Here is a 15,486-nt window from a genome sequence, read left to right as displayed (position 1 = left end):
ATCCTCGACATCAAAAAAATTCGATACTGGTTTCGACGGGCTTCGGCGGAGCGGCAGGGCGCTGCTCGAGAGCGACGGTTCTCTGCGTTTCGGCGCCGGTCAGGGGGTATTGCCGGGCACGACCGGAGACGGGCCAAAATTCAAGCTTGCGTCCGTGGTCTCCGCCTGTGGAGGAACCGACCACCGGAATGCCTTCATCCTTCAGGAACTGCATGGCGAAGGCCGCGTTCTGCTCACCGACATTGGAGAATGTCGAGATCGTCTTGGCGCCGCCGAAGATCTTGGCCTCCAGCCTGTCGCGCCGGGCGCCCTGTTTCAGGAGACCGTTGATCAGCAGTTCCATCAGATGCACGCCGTAACGGGTGGCATCGCCGCCTGAGGTCGGCGACGTCGCCGAACCGGGCAGCAAGAAGTGGTTCATGCCGCCGATGCCGGCGATAGGGTCTCGGAGGCACGCAGCCACGCAGGAACCGAGAATGGTCGAGAGGACCGCATTCGGATCGTTCAGAACCTTGTACTCGCCCTGAATGATGTGCACGCGGCGGGCTGCCCCCTCAGTGATCATTTCAGGGCTCCAAACACAGCTTCGATGGCCGCTTTCATCTTCTCGATCGTGAACGGCTTGGCGAGCACGTTGTTGGCCCCGAGCTGGGCTGCCTTCTGCACCAGTGCTCGGTCGCCCTGGGCGGTGAGGATGATGAAGGCTGCCTTCTTGGTGTTCGGATTGGTGCGCACGGCCTGAAGGAAGCCGATGCCATCCATCTTCGGCATGTTGAAGTCCGAGATCACCAGGTGGTGCGGCTGCTCGGCCATGATTTTCATGCCCTGCTCGCCGTCGCCTGCGGACGTGATCTGCTTGAAACCGAGCTGGGTCAGCGCGTCACTGAGCAGCAACCGGCTCGTTACCTGATCGTCGACGATCAGAACTTTGATTTTCTCCGCGATCGACATTTTATTCGGTCCCTTCCTTTCGGGCGGCTGTCATTTTCAATATTTCTTCCCCGATGGCAGACAGGGGCAACTGCTGCTCAACGGCGCCAAGTTCATGGGCAACCCTTGGCATTCCGTAAACGACACAGGTTTTTTCGTTCTGGCCAAGTGTTCTGGCGCCGGCGTGACGCATTTTCAACAATCCGGCGGCACCATCGCGGCCCATTCCGGTCAAAATCACGCCGACGGCGTTGCGGCCCGCCAACTCCGCAACCGAATCGAACAGCACGTCGACCGATGGCCGGTGACCGTTGACCGGCGCGCGGTCAACGAGACGGCAGCACGGCGCCGAGGCACTGCTGACCTGGAGATGGCGCTCGCCGCCGGGCGCCAGATAGATCTTGCCGATTTCGAGCCGGGCACCGTCGGTTGCTTCCTGCACCACCGGCGCACAGAGGCGGTTCAGGCGTTCGGCGAAGCTCTTGGTAAAGGTCGGCGGCATATGCTGGGTGATGACCGTCGGCGGGCAATTGGCCGGAAACTTCTGCAGCACGGCGATCAGCGCCTCGACGCCGCCGGTCGACGAGCCGATCGCGACGATCTTGCGGCCGACGCGGAAATCGGCGACGGAGGGCGGGGGTGCTGCGGGGGCAACCGGATGGGAGAACTGGCGCTGCGTGCGCGCGGCAGCCTTGACCTTCTCGGCGAGGTCGCCGAAGGGCCGGAGTTCGCCCGGCCCCGGCTTGCCGACGCAGTCGAACGCACCGATCTCAAGTGCCGCAAGCGTCGCCTCGGCGCCGCGGTGGGTCATTGTCGAGACCATGATGACAGGCATCGGACGCAGCGTCATGATCTTTTCGAGGAAATCGAGACCGTTCATGTTCGGCATCTCGATGTCGAGCGTCACCACGTCGGGGTTCAGCCGCTTGATCGCCTCGCGCGCTTCCAGCGCGTCGCCGGCCTGGCCGATGACGTTGACCTCGGGGTCCGAACTCAAGACGGCGGTGATCAGACCCCGCATCGTCGGGGAGTCGTCAACAACGAGAACCCTTGCCGGCGCGCTCATGCCTTCCTCCCGAGACCTTTGGCCGTATAGCGATAGGTCGTGATGCCGATATTGTCGAAGACGTGTTTTGCCTCGCCCGACACACGCTCGGAATGGCCGATATAGAGATGCCCGCCCTCCGGCAGCAGGCCGGCGAAACGCTGCCAGATCTTCATCTGCGTCGGCTCGTCGAAATAGATGACGACGTTGCGGCAGAAGATGACGTCGAACTTGCCCTTGAACGGCCATTGCGCCATCAGGTTCAGCTCGTTGTAGGTGATCAGCCGCTTGACCCGGTCGTCGACCTGGAACTTCCTGCGGCCCTGGATCTCGACTTCGCTGAACCATTGCTTGCGCATGGCGGGCGAAACGGTTTCGAGCGCGCTTTCGTCATAGGCGCCGGCCCGGGCGATCGCCAGGATCTTCGGGTCGATGTCGGTTGCCAGGATCTTGAAGTCGTAATCGGCGACATTCGGCATCAGCGAGAGCACCGTGAGCGCGATCGAATAGGGTTCCTGCCCGTCGGAGGAAGCGGCCGACCAGATGCGCACCCTGCCGCCCGATCTCGCCCTTTGCAGAAGTTCCGGCAGGACATGGTCGCGCAGGTGGTCGAAATGATGGTTTTCGCGGAAGAAGCGGGTAAAATTGGTCGTCAGATGCGAGAGCATCTCGCGGCGCGGCGCAGCTCCCGCCGGCGAAGCGACGAGGTCGCAATATTCCCGGAAGCCGGACAGACCGAGATTACGGATATGTTTCGACAGGCGCGAATAGACGAGCGACGCCTTCGTCTCGTTGAGGAAGATGCCGGCATCCGAATAGATCATCGCGGCAATCTCCGTGAGGTCGCGGCGTGTCAGCGGATATTCACCGCTCGCCAGCACCTCGTCGGATCCCTGCCTCTGATCTTTTGCGCCCATTGCGTTCATGCGGCTTCGCTTTCGGTCTCGGGAAAGAGGGATTCGAGTTCGATCAGGCAGATCATGCGCTTGTCGATGGCAAGAATGCCGCGGGCAAATTGACGCTCGAGCTCGGAGGAGATCTCGGGCGTCGGCTGGACGGTCTCGTCGGTCACCGTCAGGATATCGGAGACGGCATCGACCAGCAGGCCGACGACCTTGCGCCGGACCTGGGCGACGATGATGACATGACGGGCAGTCGGATCGGCCGGCTTCATGCCAAGCCGGGCAGCAAGGTCGATGATCGGCAGCACCGCGCCGCGCAGGTTGATGACACCGAGCATATAGGCAGGCGAGTGCGGCATCGCGGTCGCCGGGGTCCAGCCCCGGATCTCACGAACCGACATGATGTTCACGCAAAATTCCTGATCCCCGATGCGGAACGCGATCAGCTCGCGATCCCCCTCGTTCAGATTTTTTACGGCGTACGACATTGCCTTACCCTACCGCTGCTAACGACATTTCCGCTTTGAGCGACTGGCCGCGCGAGGCGCCGACGACCGCGTCGACATCGAGGATGAGAGCGACGCGCCCGTCACCGAGAATGGTCGCGGCGGCAATGCCCGGCACATGGGTATAGTTCGCTTCCAGGCTCTTGATGACCACCTGGCGCTGACCCTGGATGGCGTCGACCATCAGGGCGCGCTGGCCGCCGCCTTCGGATTCCACCAGAAGCGCCACGCCCTCGACCGGGTTGGCCTGGGTGGCGCGGAAGTTCAGGATGCGACCGACATCGACCAGTGGGCAGAAGCTGTTGCGGATCGAGATCAGCCGGTGGTTTGCACCGAAGGAGTGGATCGCGGCCGCTTCCGGCTGCAGGGTTTCGACGATCGCAGTCAGCGGCACCACCAAGGTCTGGCCGGCGACGGTGACCACCATGCCGTCGAGGACGGCGAGCGTCAGCGGCAGGCTCATGGTGAAGACCGAGCCGTGGCCCGGCTTGGAGGTGATGTTGATACGGCCGCCGAGCGCCTGGATCGAACGCTTGACGACGTCCATGCCGACGCCACGGCCGGAGATGTCCGAGATCTTGTCGGCCGTCGAGAAGCCCGGCAGGAAGATCAGGTTGTCGATTTCTTCGTCCGACAGGTTGGAATCGGCCGGGATGAGGTCGTTGTCGATCGCCTTCTGGCGGACCTTCTCGCGGTTGATGCCGGCGCCGTCATCGGCAAGCTCGATCAGGATGCGTCCTGAACGATGCTTGGCGGTCAGGCGGACCGTGCCTTCGGTGTTCTTGCCGGCGGCTGCACGCTTTTCAGGCGTTTCGATGCCGTGGTCGACGGCATTGCGGATCATGTGGGTCAGCGGCTCGGCCAGCTTGTCGATGACCGTCTTGTCGACTTCGGTATTTTCACCTTCGGTGATGAGGCGGATCGATTTGCCGGTCATGTCGGCGATTTCGCGGACGATACGCGACATGCGCTGGAACACCGGCTTCACCGGCTGGGCGCGAATCGCCATGACCGAGTCCTGGATCTCGCGGGTGAGCTGCTGCAACTCCTCGAGACCCATGTTGATCGAGGAGGTACCGGTCGTGTCGTTCTCGATGACGCTCTGCGACAGCATCGCCTGGTTGATGACCAGTTCGCCGACGAGGTTGATGAGGCGGTCGACACGGTCGAGATCGACGCGGATCGTCTGGCCGGCGCCGGCGGCGGCGTTGTTCTGGGCGGCAGCACTTGCAGCGGCTGCTGCGGCGGCGGCCGATTCCTTCTTCTCGACACGGGCGGCGGCTGAAGCCATCTGCGTGACGTTGGAGGCGGTCTCGGCGGCGGCAACGGCGGCGGCCGTCTCCTCGGCCCTTGCGTTGGCGGCGGAAACTTCTTCCGTTGCGCCGCTCTCATCCAGGATCGACAGATCGAAGGGAACCGGCACCATCGGCAGTTCGTCGTTGCTGGTCGCGTCGGCCCTTGCTTCCTCGACCGGCTTCACCGTCAGTTCGCAATCCCACTCAGCAAATTCGAAGACGGTACGAATGGCGTCCTCGCCCTTGTCCGTCTTGATCGTGACGTTCCAGAAGAAATAAGCGCCTTCCGGATCGAGTTCCTCCAGGCCCGGCAGGTCGTCGGTATTGCAATAGATGGTCATTTCGCCGAGGCGCGAGAGGTCGCGCAGCAGCAACGTTGCGTCATTGCCCTTGGAATAGAGTTCGTAGCGCGGCTTGAAGATGACTTCATAGGCCGGCATGCCGGAGTCCGCACCGCCCTCGCCGCCAAAATCGTCGAAGGAAAAGGGGACCGGCTGGAAGCCGCTGTCGTCGGTGGGCTTGACTGTCGGCGCCGCAGCGGCCGGAACGGCCTTGGCCACGGGCTTTGCTGCGCCCTTCGGGGCCGGCGCCTCGGCCAATGCCGAGGGAGATGGCAACTCACCGTTGGCCAGCGCCTCGAGCTCCTTGACCAGGCTTCGGCTGCGGCTTTCATCGACGCTGCCGCCGTCACGCGCAGCATTCGTCAGGTCGGCGAGCACGTCGGCCGACTTCAGCATCACCTTCAGGACGTCCTGGGTCGGCTCGAGCTTGTTGGATCGAACGCAATCGAGAGTGGTCTCGAAAACATGGGCGAAGGCGACCAGATCATCAAGGCCGAAGGCGCCGGCGCCACCCTTGATCGAATGCACGGCACGAAACACCGCATTGACGGTTTCCGGATCGCGATCGCCATCATTCAATTTCAGAAGACCGGATTCCAGCTCGGCGAGCTGTTCCTCGCACTCCTGGAAAAAGATCTCTTTGATTTCGTTCATATCCATCGGTGCAAATCCTGGGTTTAAGCGGTTACACGCTCAATGGCATCGATCAGTTTGGCCGGATCGAAAGGCTTGACGATCCAGCCCGTGGCACCGGCCTGGCGGGCGCGGTTCTTCTTTTCCGCGTCGCTTTCGGTGGTCAGGACCAGGATCGGGATCGCCCGATATTTTTCGTTGCGGCGGACACCTTCGATGAAGCCGAAACCATCGAGGCGCGGCATGTTGATGTCGGTCACGATGACGTCAGGATTGGACTCTTCGAGAATCTCGAGACCCTCGATGCCGTCTTCCGCCTGAATCGTCTCGAAGCCGGCATTGTTCAGCGTCACGAGAAGCATGTTTCGGATGGTGCGGGAATCATCCACGGTAAGAACTTTTTTCTTCATTGCCGAATCTCCTTGGCAAGCAGGTGATCAATATTGACGCCCGCCAGCTGCATGGTTTTCTGAAATGCGTCGGACACCTTGGAGAAGGTGAATGGCTGCTTGTCCTGCACCCAGGTCTTCTCGGCGGACATCAGAACCTGGGCACAAAGAGCACCGATCCGTTCGACGCCGGAAGCGTCTATTGACAGGCCGCTACCCCTGAGGGAGAGAAGTTTGTCGCGCAAGGCGGAAGCCTCGTTGAGGTCGAGCACCGCTGTCAAATCCAGCGTCTTGCCACTCTTCTTTGCTGCCATCAGCTTTTCCTTGTCCCCTTGTCCCCGGCCCGAGAAGACGAGCTGAGGCAATCATCCGATAGGTTAGTAAACATTCCGCCCACCTCCGACGCTTGCGAACGGCCGCGGAAGGCTAAAATCATCATTTTCGTATTCGTCTTCGGCCACAGCCGGACGGGCGGCGGCTTCGATGGCGCGCGGCGACGTCACACGAACCGGCGCCGGGCGTCCGGCATTGGCGTTTTCCCGGGCGATGCGGAATTCGCGAATCGTCTGACCGAGTTCGAGAATGACGGTATGAAGGTGGTCGGCGCCTTCGGCGGAGCGCTCCGCAAGGCCGGCGCTGTCCGCCACCTCGCTACCCAGGCCCTTGATGTCTGAAGTCACGATGTCGAGGCTTGCGGCATGTTCGCCGGTTCGGGTGGCGATGCCCGCGATGGCGGCATTGATGTCGGTGACCTGACGCACGATGCTGCCGATCGAATCCTGTGTGCGGCCGACCATCTGCACGCCTGCGTCGACCTGGGCCTTGGTCGTCGTCACCAGCGTCTTGATCTCGCGGGCGGCTTCGGCCGAGCGCTGGGCCAGCGCGCGGACCTCCTGGGCGACGACGGCAAAACCGCGGCCGGAATCGCCGGCGCGAGCGGCCTCGATGCCGGCGTTCAGCGCCAGAAGATTGGTCTGAAAGGCGATCTCGTCGATCGCGCCGATGATCTGGCCGATCTTTTCGGCTGACTGCTCGATATCGGCCATGGCGCTGATCGCGCGGCCGACGACCTCGCCGCTTTGTTCGACGGCGGCGCGCGTCGAGGCGGCGGCCTGTTCGGCAGTGCGGCTGTCGGCAGCACCGTCGCGGACACTGCCGGCGATACCGGCAAGGGCAGCGGCAGAAAGCTGCAGCCGGTCGGCCTGGTCCGAAGCCGTGCCGGCGAACTGCCTGGACAGGCCGGCAAGCGAGCCTGTCGCCGCTTCGGCCTTGAGCGTGCGCTCGGTGATGGCGGTGAACTCGGCCTGGAGGCCATCCAATGCGCCGTTCAGCGCGGCGGCGATCGCGGCATGGGCTCCATCGACGGGCGCGCGCCGCGTCAAGTCGCGTGCCGACAGGCCTTCGATGACATCGCCGAAGATCCTGACGATCTCGGCCTCGTTATCGGCGCGCTGATCGGCAAGCGCGCGCTGTTCAGCGGCGCGCTGCGCGTTGAAGCGGAGCGAGACGGCGATTTCCACATCGACCATGACGATGCGGATGATCGCTGTCATCAGATCGGAGATTTCGCGGGTGCGACGCTTGGCGGACGGCAGCAACGATCGGCCGGCGATCTGCTCGGCGAGACCGGAAACAACATGCTCCAGCACGACGCCATGGCCAGCCACGTGCCAGCGCGGATCGAGGCCGATCTTGCTTTCGGTATCGGAGAGAACCTTGACGCGCTCGGCATAGAGACTGTCGAACCGCGCATCGGTCAGCACATCCCAGTGCGAGGACTGCAGATCATGCAGGCGCTCGACTTGGCGCTCGCTCTCGAAATTACGCGCGGCGTCGGGGAATGACTGGAACCTGTGGAAGAGATCTCTGAGACCTGCCTTCAAATGCGCTTCGAGGGCCGGTCGATTGCGGCGCACCAGCTCGCACTGGTCGGCATCGAGACCGACAAAACGCAGGCGGTCGCGCAAGCTGCCTGCCTGCGCTCCACGAGCCTGATCTGATGGCATATCCTGCCTCAACGCCTGTCCCCGACCACATTCCGAGCGAAAGCCCGGCCAAAAACTTTTGCAGCATCCGTCGAAACGCAGGTCTGGAGACGGTCCTCACCAACCGGTTACAACCGGCGGATCGAAGCCCCTTGATCAGCTATGTTTCGGAGCTGTCTGAAGAGATGGATACCGGATCAACCCGGTACGGCGGGACGGCGTCATGCCTGGTGGGAACGAGTGAATCTTCCCATTCCGACGTGTAAACCAATGTTTATGGTTAATTCCTTGCTTGAAGGTTAATAAGCCTTTGGCAGCACCGGCTTTTGAAGCAATTCAAGGCCGTTCACAGCAAATACTGCTGCGGAGTTGCACGGCTGCTACAAGGCACACGCAAGCTCCGTGATATACGCCGGTCGATAACCAAGACATGACGTCGACAAGGACAGAGCAATGATTGTTCTCGGATTGGGTTCCTGCTTGATTGCAATGACGCTGCTCGCCGCCGTCGCCCGCCTCGATTTTCTCGCCGCAAACCGCGATATCCGCGCGCTTCGGGTGTTCTAAAACCCATCCATCCCCGTTGGCAGTCCGGCACCTTTGGTGTATCGCACTGGCGCCTTTCATGTCAGCGGAACACTCGCTTATGTCCCCCAGATCTGGTCTCCTCATCGTTCTTGGCTTCACGCTCTGGCGCGTCGTTACGCTGCATTTCGATCAGACGGACCTGTTCGTCGACGAGGCGCAGTACTGGTTCTGGGCGCAGAATCTCGATCTCGGCTATTATTCCAAACCGCCGATGATCGCTTGGGTGATCCGGGCGATGACCGAGCTTTCCGGCTCCAACGCCATCTACTGGATCAGGCTCTCCGGACCACTGATCCACATGGCGGCGGCACTGGTTCTGATGAAAGTTGCAAAGCGTTTCGTCGGCCCGGAGATCGAAGGGTGGACAGGCGCCACCTACATTACCCTCCCGGGCGTCGCACTTTCCTCGGTATTCTTCTCGACCGACGTGATCCTGCTGTTCTTCATCGCGATCAGCTTGTTTGCCTATTTCGGCTTGACGCAGCGTCGCTCGGTGGGGCTCGCGCTCGTCATGGGCCTCGGCGTCGGCCTCGCCTTCATGACGAAATACGCCGTGCTGTTCGTCGTTCCGGGCGGCGCGCTTGCTCTCCTCTTCATTCCGGCGGCGCGCATCGCCATCCGGGATTTCATCATTGCGGTCGCGATCGCGACGGTGGTTGCCTTGCCGAACCTTTGGTGGAACCTGCAGCACAATAATACGACGGTGCGGCATACGCAGGACATCGCCCACTGGAGCGAACTCGGCATCAATCTCCGTCGCGGGTTTGAATTCTTCTCCGCCCAATTCGGCGTCGTCGGGCCGATCATCTTCTTTGCGATGCTCTGGGCAGTCTATCGCATGATCAAGGGCAGGAGCGACGCTCGGGAAAAGATGCTGGTCTGGCTGTCGATGCCGGTGGTGGTGCTGATCACGCTACAGGCAACGGTCGCCAAGGCCTATGCGAACTGGGCGGTGACCGCCTATATCGCCGGGACCATCCTTGCCGTCTGGCTGCTTTATCGGATGTGGCCGAGGGGCCTGAGACTGTCGCTCACCATCAACGGCATCGCCAGCCTGCTGTTTCCGCTGGCGACGATCTTTCCGCAGCAGTTGCTGCTGCCGAACGGCGACGAACTGATGAAGCGCTATCTCGGCCGCGCCGAGGTCAGCCGCGAGGCCGCCGCACTCGCAGCTCAGGCCGGCACCGACATCATCGTCACCGACAATCGCGACATGGTCGCCGATCTTTTCTATACGCTGCGCGATGCATCCTACCGGATCTATGCGCGGGCGCCGGCCGGCTTTCCGGAGAGCTATTACGAACAGGAATTCGCTCTACCTGCCGACATCACCGGCAAAGTGCTTTTCCTCACGGATGGGTCCCTGACCTGCGCCGCGGAGACGCCCGAGGTTCTGAAGAACTGGCAGCCGACGGAGGGCTATTACAGGGGTAAGTCGCTCTCCGTCTACAGGGTCTCCGCCACCTGCCTGGCGCCCTGAGTCGATCGATTCCGATTTGAGGAATTATGCCGTGGACAGGCAGAGGCCGGTACCCGCCCCATCGATCTCGACGAATTTGACGCCGCCTTCCTCGAAGGCGAGGCGCAGCTGCGCCTCCGTCGCGCGGTGGATGTCGTGGAGGCGACCCTCATAATCGCGGATGGTGCTGCGCGAGACGGCGGCCCTGTCGGCAAGATCGGTCTGGGTCCAATCGAGCAATCCGCGCGCCGCGCGGCAGAGTGCGGGAGTGAGAATTGTTTCCCTTGCGCCTTGACCCATAATTTCAACTTACCCATATTGGTCGATATAAACCATATATGTCATATTACGAACGGGATTTCCAGATCGGGAGACAGCGATGCCGCACGATACGCCATTGATTTCGACAATCGTCGGCGGCCTCGTGCTGGCTTTCATCTTCGGCGCGCTTGCCCATCGGCTGCGGATGCCGCCGCTCGTCGGTTATCTCATAGCTGGCGTGCTGGTCGGACCACACACGCCGGGTTATGTGGCGGATCAGAGCCTGGCGCCGGAACTTGCCGAGATCGGCGTCATCCTGCTGATGTTCGGCGTCGGCCTGCACTTTTCGCTGAAAGACCTGCTGTCGGTGCGCGGCATCGCCGTGCCAGGCGCGATCGCGCAGATCGCCTTCGCGACGCTGCTCGGCTGGGGGCTCGGCGCCTTCATGGGCTGGCCGACCGGCGGCAGCCTGGTCTTTGGCCTGGCGCTTTCGGTCGCTTCAACCGTGGTGCTGTTGAAAGCGCTGCAGGAGCGGCGCCTGGTCGAAACGGAGCGCGGCAGGATCGCCGTCGGCTGGCTGATCGTCGAGGATCTCGCCATGGTGCTGGCGCTGGTGCTTATCCCGGCCGCAGCCAGCATCGGCGGTGAGGGTCACGCGCCTGTCGAGCCGCTCTCGGCCGGGCTGAACCGCCTGTTGGGCCTCGATCTCGGCATCGGCGGCATGATCGCCATGACGCTGGTGAAGGTGGCGCTGTTCGTGGCGCTGATGCTGGCCTTCGGCCGCAAGCTCATTCCATGGACGATGCACCGCATCGCCCATACCGGGTCGCGCGAGCTGTTCCGGCTCGGCGTACTGGCGATTGCGCTCGGCGTCGCTTTCGGAGCGGCAAAGCTCTTCGGCGTGTCGCTGGCGCTCGGCGCCTTCTTTGCCGGCATGGTGCTTGCAGAAAGCGAACTCAGCCATCGCGCCGCACAGGAAAGCCTGCCGCTGCGCGACGCCTTTGCCGTACTCTTCTTCGTCTCGGTCGGCATGCTGTTCGATCCGAACATCCTGATCGACAAGCCGCTGCCGATCCTCGCCACCATCTTCATCATCGTCATCGGCAAATCCGTCGCCGCCCTGCTGATCGTGCTCGCCTTCAAGAAGCCGCTTAGCACGGCGCTGACGATTTCGGCCAGCCTCGGCCAGATCGGCGAATTCTCCTTCATCCTCGCCGCCCTCGGCGTCGAACTCGGGCTGCTGCCGGAGGAAGGCCGCGATCTGATCCTTGCCGGCGCCATCATCTCGATCATCCTCAATCCGCTGCTGTTCTTCCTCTGCGACCGCGTGCGGCCGCTGCTGGACGGGGCAAAGCGGGAAGAGGTGGTGGCGGCCCCTCTCGCGGCAGATGCGATCGCCGCCCAGGAGGAGATTTTGCCCGAAGACGACGAGGTGTACCCGACCGCTCTCAGCGGCCACGCCATTCTCGTCGGCTACGGGCGGGTTGGCAGCATCGTCGGGCAGAATCTCAAATCGTCAGCCACACCTTTCCTCGTCATCGAGGATTCCGACAAGCGCATCGGCGAGCTGAAAGCTCAGGGTATCGAAACCCTGATGGGCAATGCGGTGATGCGGGAAACGCTCGACCTCGCCAACCTTTCCGCCGCCCGCAGCCTTGCCATCGCCATCCCGAACGCCTTCGAGGCCTGCCGCATCGCCGAGCAGGCGCGCAGCGTCAATCCGTCGATCCTCATCGTCGCCCGCGCCCATTCCGACGCCGAGGTCGATGAATTGAAGCACTATGGCGCCGACACCGTCATCATGGGCGAGCGTGAAATCGCGCTGGGTATGGTTGACCGGCTCGCCCAAGTGCATCATGAGAGTGTGCCCTATGAAGACGAGCGTGGGCCTGATACAATTATCCCGGCGGATGACGCTCCGCCGCAAAGAGAATGAGATTGGCGCGCTTTTGAGCCGATACGGGAGTGACATCGCCGGGACGGAGAAGATGGAGCTGGACCAGCACCGTCTGACCAACCGTGTCGCCGCTTCTCTCCTCGTCGCCATCCTTGCCTATCTCGGCCTGCTTTTCGGCGGCAATCTGGTCATCTCGCCGGCCGCTGCCGTCAATACGCTTTCCTCCTCCGGCCGTGATCCGCAACCGCCGCAGCTGACTGCGCGCGATGCCGTGCGCGGGTTGCTCGCCACCGAGCGCAAGCTTGCGCCGAAGCAGGCAGCTCATGATGCCGGATCGCCCGCCCTTGTCGCTGCCCCGGTTGTCGATTTCGCCGGATGGAACATATCGGCCGCTTTTCCGGCATCCGAAGCTCTGCTTCATGCCGTGGTCTCCAGGACCCATCAGCCGCGCGCACCGCCGGCTGCTGCCTGACGTTTGCGCCGAGGCGCTTCCGACATCTGACGACATGCCGCCAGCGCCCGAGCGCCGGCCCCCCGATTATCTAAGGAATACAACATGCGTACTTCACCATGGCTGGTGTTCACCTATACCGTGATCATCTTTCTCGGCCTATTGATCGCCCTGCCGAACGTCCTGCCGCAATCCGTCCTTCAGCGCGTGCCAGCATGGCTGCCGCATGAACAGGTGTCACTCGGCCTCGACCTTCGCGGCGGCTCGCATCTCGTTCTGGAAGTCGACGAAGCGGACCTGACCAAGGAGCGGCTGCAATCGCTGCTTCAGGACGCACGCCGCGTGCTGCGCGAAAAGGGCATCCAGCCGAAGGCCGTCGTCCGCAGCCAGAACCAGATCGTCGTGACGCTCGCCGATGCCGCGCAGAGCGATGCCGCCGTCACCGACCTCAAGACGCTCGCCAATCCGATCAGCACCGGCATCAGCGCCGGCCAGACGGATCTTGATGTCACCGCGAACGGCGCCACGATCACCATCGGCTTCTCGCCGGCCGGCATCTCGACCAATGTCGATAATGCCGTCCAGCAGAGCCTTGAAGTCATCCGTCAGCGCGTCGACCAGGTCGGCGTCTCCGAGCCGACCATCCAGCGCGTCGGCGCCAACCGCGTGCTCGTCCAGCTTCCGGGCGCCCAGGATCCGTCGCGCCTGCGCGAGCTTCTCGGCTCCACCGCCAAGATGTCGTTCCACATGCTGGCGCCGAACAACGAGGCGGGACCTGGCGTGACCATGCTGAAGGACGAGGAAGGCAGGTCCTATCCGGTCCTCGACCGCGTCGAAATCTCCGGCGACCGGCTTTCGGACGCCCGCGTCAGCTTCGATCCGAACACGCATGAGCCGGTCGTCAGCTTCCGCTTCGACAGCGCCGGCGCCACCCGCTTTGCCGAAATCACCCGTCAGAACGTCGGCAATCCGTTCGCCATCGTCCTCGACGACAAGGTGCTAAGCGCGCCTGTTATCCGCGAGCCGATCACCGGCGGTTCCGGCCAGATCTCTGGCAGCTTCTCGGCCGACAGCGCAACGACGCTTGCCGCCATGCTGCGCGCCGGCGCCCTGCCCGCCAAGCTGACGGTCATCGAGGAACGCACCGTCGGCGCCGACCTCGGCGCCGACGCCATCAAGATGGGTATTTATTCCGGCCTCGTCGGCTTTGCGCTCGTCGCACTGTTCATCTTCGTTCTCTATGGCACTTGGGGCGTTCTGGCGAATATCGCGCTCCTGATCCACACGATCCTGACCTTCTCGGCCCTGACGCTGGTGGGTGCGACGCTGACGCTGCCAGGCATTGCCGGTGTCGTGCTCGGCATCGGTCTTGCGGTCGACGCCAACGTTCTGATCAATGAGCGCATCCGAGAGGAAACACGCAAGGGCAAGAGTGCCTTCGCCGCCATCGATACCGGCTTCCGCCGTGCCTATTCGACCATCATCGACGGCAACATGACGGCCCTGATCGCTGCGGCCATCCTGTTTTATTTCGGCTCCGGGCCGGTTCGCGGCTTCGCCGTGACCATGGCGCTCGGCCTGATCATCTCCATGTTCACCTCGGTCGCCTTCGTGCGCGTCGCGATGATCGAGATCACCCGCCGCAGCAAGCTCAAGGTGCTGAACATCCGGCCGCTGATCCCGTTCAGCCCCTATGACAAGCACATTCAGTTCATGAAGGCGCGCTTCTTCGGGGTCACCGTTTCGGCGCTGCTTTCGATCGCTTCGGTCCTGCTGTTCATCCATCCGGGTCTGAACTACGGCGTCGATTTCCGCGGCGGCATCCAGATGTCCGTCAAGACCAGCGGCCCGGCCGATCTCGGCACATTTCGCGATGGCCTGAACACTCTCGGGCTCGGCGAAATCACATTGCAGTCCTTCGGCGACAAAAACAGCATTCTTGTGCGTGCCCAACGGCAGGAAGGCGGCGAAGAGGCGCAGACGGCAGCGGTGACCAAACTGAAGGCCGAAGTCGCCAAGATTGATCCGGGCGCCACCGTCGAAGGCACAGACGTCATCGGTCCGAAGGTCAGCGGCGAGCTTGCCTGGGCCGGCATCCTGTCGGTGGTGATCGCCAGCTTCGCGATGCTCATCTACATCTGGGTGCGGTTCGAATGGCCGTTTGCCGTCGGCGCCATCGTCACGCTGGTGCTCGACGTCACCAAGGCGATCGGCTTCTTCGCGATCACCGGCCTCGACTTCAACCTGACAGCCATCGCCGCCATCCTGACGCTCGTCGGATACTCAGTGAACGACAAGGTTGTCGTCTACGACCGCATGCGCGAAAACATGCGGCTCTATAAGTCGATGCCGTTGCGCGAGATCATCGACAAGTCGATCAACGAGACCCTGGCGCGAAGCCTCTACACCAATGCGACGGCCTTCCTCGCGCTGGTGCCGATGGCGATCTGGGGCGGCAGCGCCGTATCAAGCTTCGCGATCCCGATGGTCTTCGGCATTCTCGTGGCCGGCGCCTCTTCGATCTTCATCGCGGCACCGATCCTGCTCTTCCTCGGCGACTGGCGCCGCCGCCATGCGAAGGCACCGGCAACCGACGGCGCAGTCGAAATCATCCCGCCGGAACAGGGTCGCCCACGCAAGTCAGCGAGCTAAAATCCGCGTGTAAACGCATCTTGAAGAGGGCGCCGGTTGCAGAACCGGCGCGCTCTTTCTATTGTCGACCAAAGCGCGATGGCGAAAAATGTGAGCGTTTTCGGCATCATGCTCAACTTCAATAAGTTAGATCCGGATTCCGGTTTCGGAAT

General features: G+C 62.5%; 14 protein-coding genes. 4 read left to right on the top strand and 10 right to left on the bottom strand.

Annotated features, from left to right (window positions below):
• Positions 1-10: 10 nt before the first annotated feature.
• From cheD to J3O30_RS03555, 9 genes are all read right to left on the bottom strand, one after another.
• Positions 11-565 (bottom strand): chemoreceptor glutamine deamidase CheD, encoded by a 555-nt coding sequence (gene cheD, locus J3O30_RS03595; protein ID WP_207582917.1) that lies wholly within the window; start codon positions 563-565, stop codon positions 11-13.
• Positions 562-951 (bottom strand): response regulator, encoded by a 390-nt coding sequence (locus J3O30_RS03590; protein WP_003556488.1) that lies wholly within the window; start codon positions 949-951, stop codon positions 562-564. Before J3O30_RS03590 ends, cheD begins: the two co-directional genes overlap by 4 nt.
• A gap of 1 nt (position 952) precedes the next feature.
• Positions 953-1,996 carry a protein-glutamate O-methylesterase CheB gene (gene cheB / locus J3O30_RS03585; RefSeq protein ID WP_164006523.1) on the bottom strand — a complete coding sequence of 348 codons (1,044 nt, stop codon included), beginning with the start codon at positions 1,994-1,996 and terminating at the stop codon, positions 953-955.
• A complete protein-coding gene (gene cheR, locus J3O30_RS03580; protein WP_207582916.1) occupies positions 1,993-2,901 on the bottom strand; it encodes a protein-glutamate O-methyltransferase CheR in 909 nt (302 codons plus the stop codon). The genes cheB and cheR overlap by 4 nt, the downstream gene beginning before the upstream one ends.
• Positions 2,898-3,365: a chemotaxis protein CheW gene (locus J3O30_RS03575; RefSeq protein WP_207582915.1), complete on the bottom strand. Its 468-nt coding sequence runs from the start codon at positions 3,363-3,365 to the stop codon at positions 2,898-2,900. Before J3O30_RS03575 ends, cheR begins: the two co-directional genes overlap by 4 nt.
• A 4-nt stretch (positions 3,366-3,369) precedes the next feature.
• Positions 3,370-5,679, bottom strand: coding sequence for a chemotaxis protein CheA (locus J3O30_RS03570; RefSeq protein WP_207582914.1), 2,310 nt, complete (start codon positions 5,677-5,679; stop codon positions 3,370-3,372).
• A 17-nt stretch (positions 5,680-5,696) separates the two neighbouring features.
• Positions 5,697-6,062 (bottom strand): chemotaxis response regulator CheY1, encoded by a 366-nt coding sequence (gene cheY1, locus J3O30_RS03565; RefSeq protein ID WP_017958972.1) that lies wholly within the window; start codon positions 6,060-6,062, stop codon positions 5,697-5,699.
• Positions 6,059-6,355 (bottom strand): STAS domain-containing protein, encoded by a 297-nt coding sequence (locus J3O30_RS03560; protein WP_207582913.1) that lies wholly within the window; start codon positions 6,353-6,355, stop codon positions 6,059-6,061. Before J3O30_RS03560 ends, cheY1 begins: the two co-directional genes overlap by 4 nt.
• Before the next feature lie 63 nt (positions 6,356-6,418).
• The gene (locus J3O30_RS03555) at positions 6,419-8,047 is read right to left on the bottom strand and encodes a globin-coupled sensor protein (RefSeq protein WP_207582912.1); all 1,629 of its coding nucleotides are present in this window, start codon (positions 8,045-8,047) and stop codon (positions 6,419-6,421) included.
• A 625-nt stretch (positions 8,048-8,672) separates the two neighbouring features.
• Between J3O30_RS03555 and J3O30_RS03550 the strand changes: the two genes are divergently transcribed.
• The gene (locus tag J3O30_RS03550) at positions 8,673-10,094 is read left to right on the top strand and encodes a glycosyltransferase family 39 protein (RefSeq protein WP_207582911.1); all 1,422 of its coding nucleotides are present in this window, start codon (positions 8,673-8,675) and stop codon (positions 10,092-10,094) included.
• A 24-nt stretch (positions 10,095-10,118) separates the two neighbouring features.
• Here the strand turns inward: J3O30_RS03550 and J3O30_RS03545 are convergent, their stop codons facing one another.
• Positions 10,119-10,373 (bottom strand): helix-turn-helix transcriptional regulator, encoded by a 255-nt coding sequence (locus J3O30_RS03545; protein ID WP_207582910.1) that lies wholly within the window; start codon positions 10,371-10,373, stop codon positions 10,119-10,121.
• A 79-nt stretch (positions 10,374-10,452) separates the two neighbouring features.
• On the opposite strand from J3O30_RS03545, the gene ybaL reads away from it, so the two are divergent.
• The 3 genes from ybaL to secD all read left to right on the top strand — a co-directional run bounded on the left by ybaL (position 10,453) and on the right by secD (position 15,334).
• Entirely contained in the window at positions 10,453-12,270 is a 1,818-nt protein-coding gene (gene ybaL / locus J3O30_RS03540; protein ID WP_207582909.1) for a YbaL family putative K(+) efflux transporter, read from the top strand.
• 52 nt (positions 12,271-12,322) lie between these two features.
• On the top strand, positions 12,323-12,703 hold the full coding sequence (locus J3O30_RS03535) for a hypothetical protein (protein WP_207582908.1): 381 nt from the start codon (positions 12,323-12,325) through the stop codon (positions 12,701-12,703).
• 84 nt (positions 12,704-12,787) lie between these two features.
• Positions 12,788-15,334 (top strand): protein translocase subunit SecD, encoded by a 2,547-nt coding sequence (secD, locus tag J3O30_RS03530; protein ID WP_207582907.1) that lies wholly within the window; start codon positions 12,788-12,790, stop codon positions 15,332-15,334.
• The last annotated feature ends 152 nt before the right edge of the window (positions 15,335-15,486 follow it).

It is taken from the genome of Rhizobium sp. NZLR1 (assembly GCF_017357385.1).
GTDB lineage: Bacteria > Pseudomonadota > Alphaproteobacteria > Rhizobiales > Rhizobiaceae > Rhizobium.
Note: the sequence above shows the minus strand (reverse complement) of the source record. Positions and strands in the feature narration are given on the sequence as shown.

Bases quoted from the DNA above. Each gene is read 5' to 3' on its own strand.
- cheD (WP_207582917.1), bottom strand. From the start codon at position 565: ATGATCACTGAGGGGGCAGCCCGCCGCGTGCACATCATTCAGGGCGAG.
- J3O30_RS03590 (WP_003556488.1), bottom strand. From the start codon at position 951: ATGTCGATCGCGGAGAAAATCAAAGTTCTGATCGTCGACGATCAGGTA.
- cheB (WP_164006523.1), bottom strand. From the start codon at position 1,996: ATGAGCGCGCCGGCAAGGGTTCTCGTTGTTGACGACTCCCCGACGATG.
- cheR (WP_207582916.1), bottom strand. From the start codon at position 2,901: ATGAACGCAATGGGCGCAAAAGATCAGAGGCAGGGATCCGACGAGGTG.
- J3O30_RS03575 (WP_207582915.1), bottom strand. From the start codon at position 3,365: ATGTCGTACGCCGTAAAAAATCTGAACGAGGGGGATCGCGAGCTGATC.
- J3O30_RS03570 (WP_207582914.1), bottom strand. From the start codon at position 5,679: ATGGATATGAACGAAATCAAAGAGATCTTTTTCCAGGAGTGCGAGGAA.
- cheY1 (WP_017958972.1), bottom strand. From the start codon at position 6,062: ATGAAGAAAAAAGTTCTTACCGTGGATGATTCCCGCACCATCCGAAAC.
- J3O30_RS03560 (WP_207582913.1), bottom strand. From the start codon at position 6,355: ATGGCAGCAAAGAAGAGTGGCAAGACGCTGGATTTGACAGCGGTGCTC.
- J3O30_RS03555 (WP_207582912.1), bottom strand. From the start codon at position 8,047: ATGCCATCAGATCAGGCTCGTGGAGCGCAGGCAGGCAGCTTGCGCGAC.
- J3O30_RS03550 (WP_207582911.1), top strand. From the start codon at position 8,673: ATGTCCCCCAGATCTGGTCTCCTCATCGTTCTTGGCTTCACGCTCTGG.
- J3O30_RS03545 (WP_207582910.1), bottom strand. From the start codon at position 10,373: ATGGGTCAAGGCGCAAGGGAAACAATTCTCACTCCCGCACTCTGCCGC.
- ybaL (WP_207582909.1), top strand. From the start codon at position 10,453: ATGCCGCACGATACGCCATTGATTTCGACAATCGTCGGCGGCCTCGTG.
- J3O30_RS03535 (WP_207582908.1), top strand. From the start codon at position 12,323: ATGGAGCTGGACCAGCACCGTCTGACCAACCGTGTCGCCGCTTCTCTC.
- secD (WP_207582907.1), top strand. From the start codon at position 12,788: ATGCGTACTTCACCATGGCTGGTGTTCACCTATACCGTGATCATCTTT.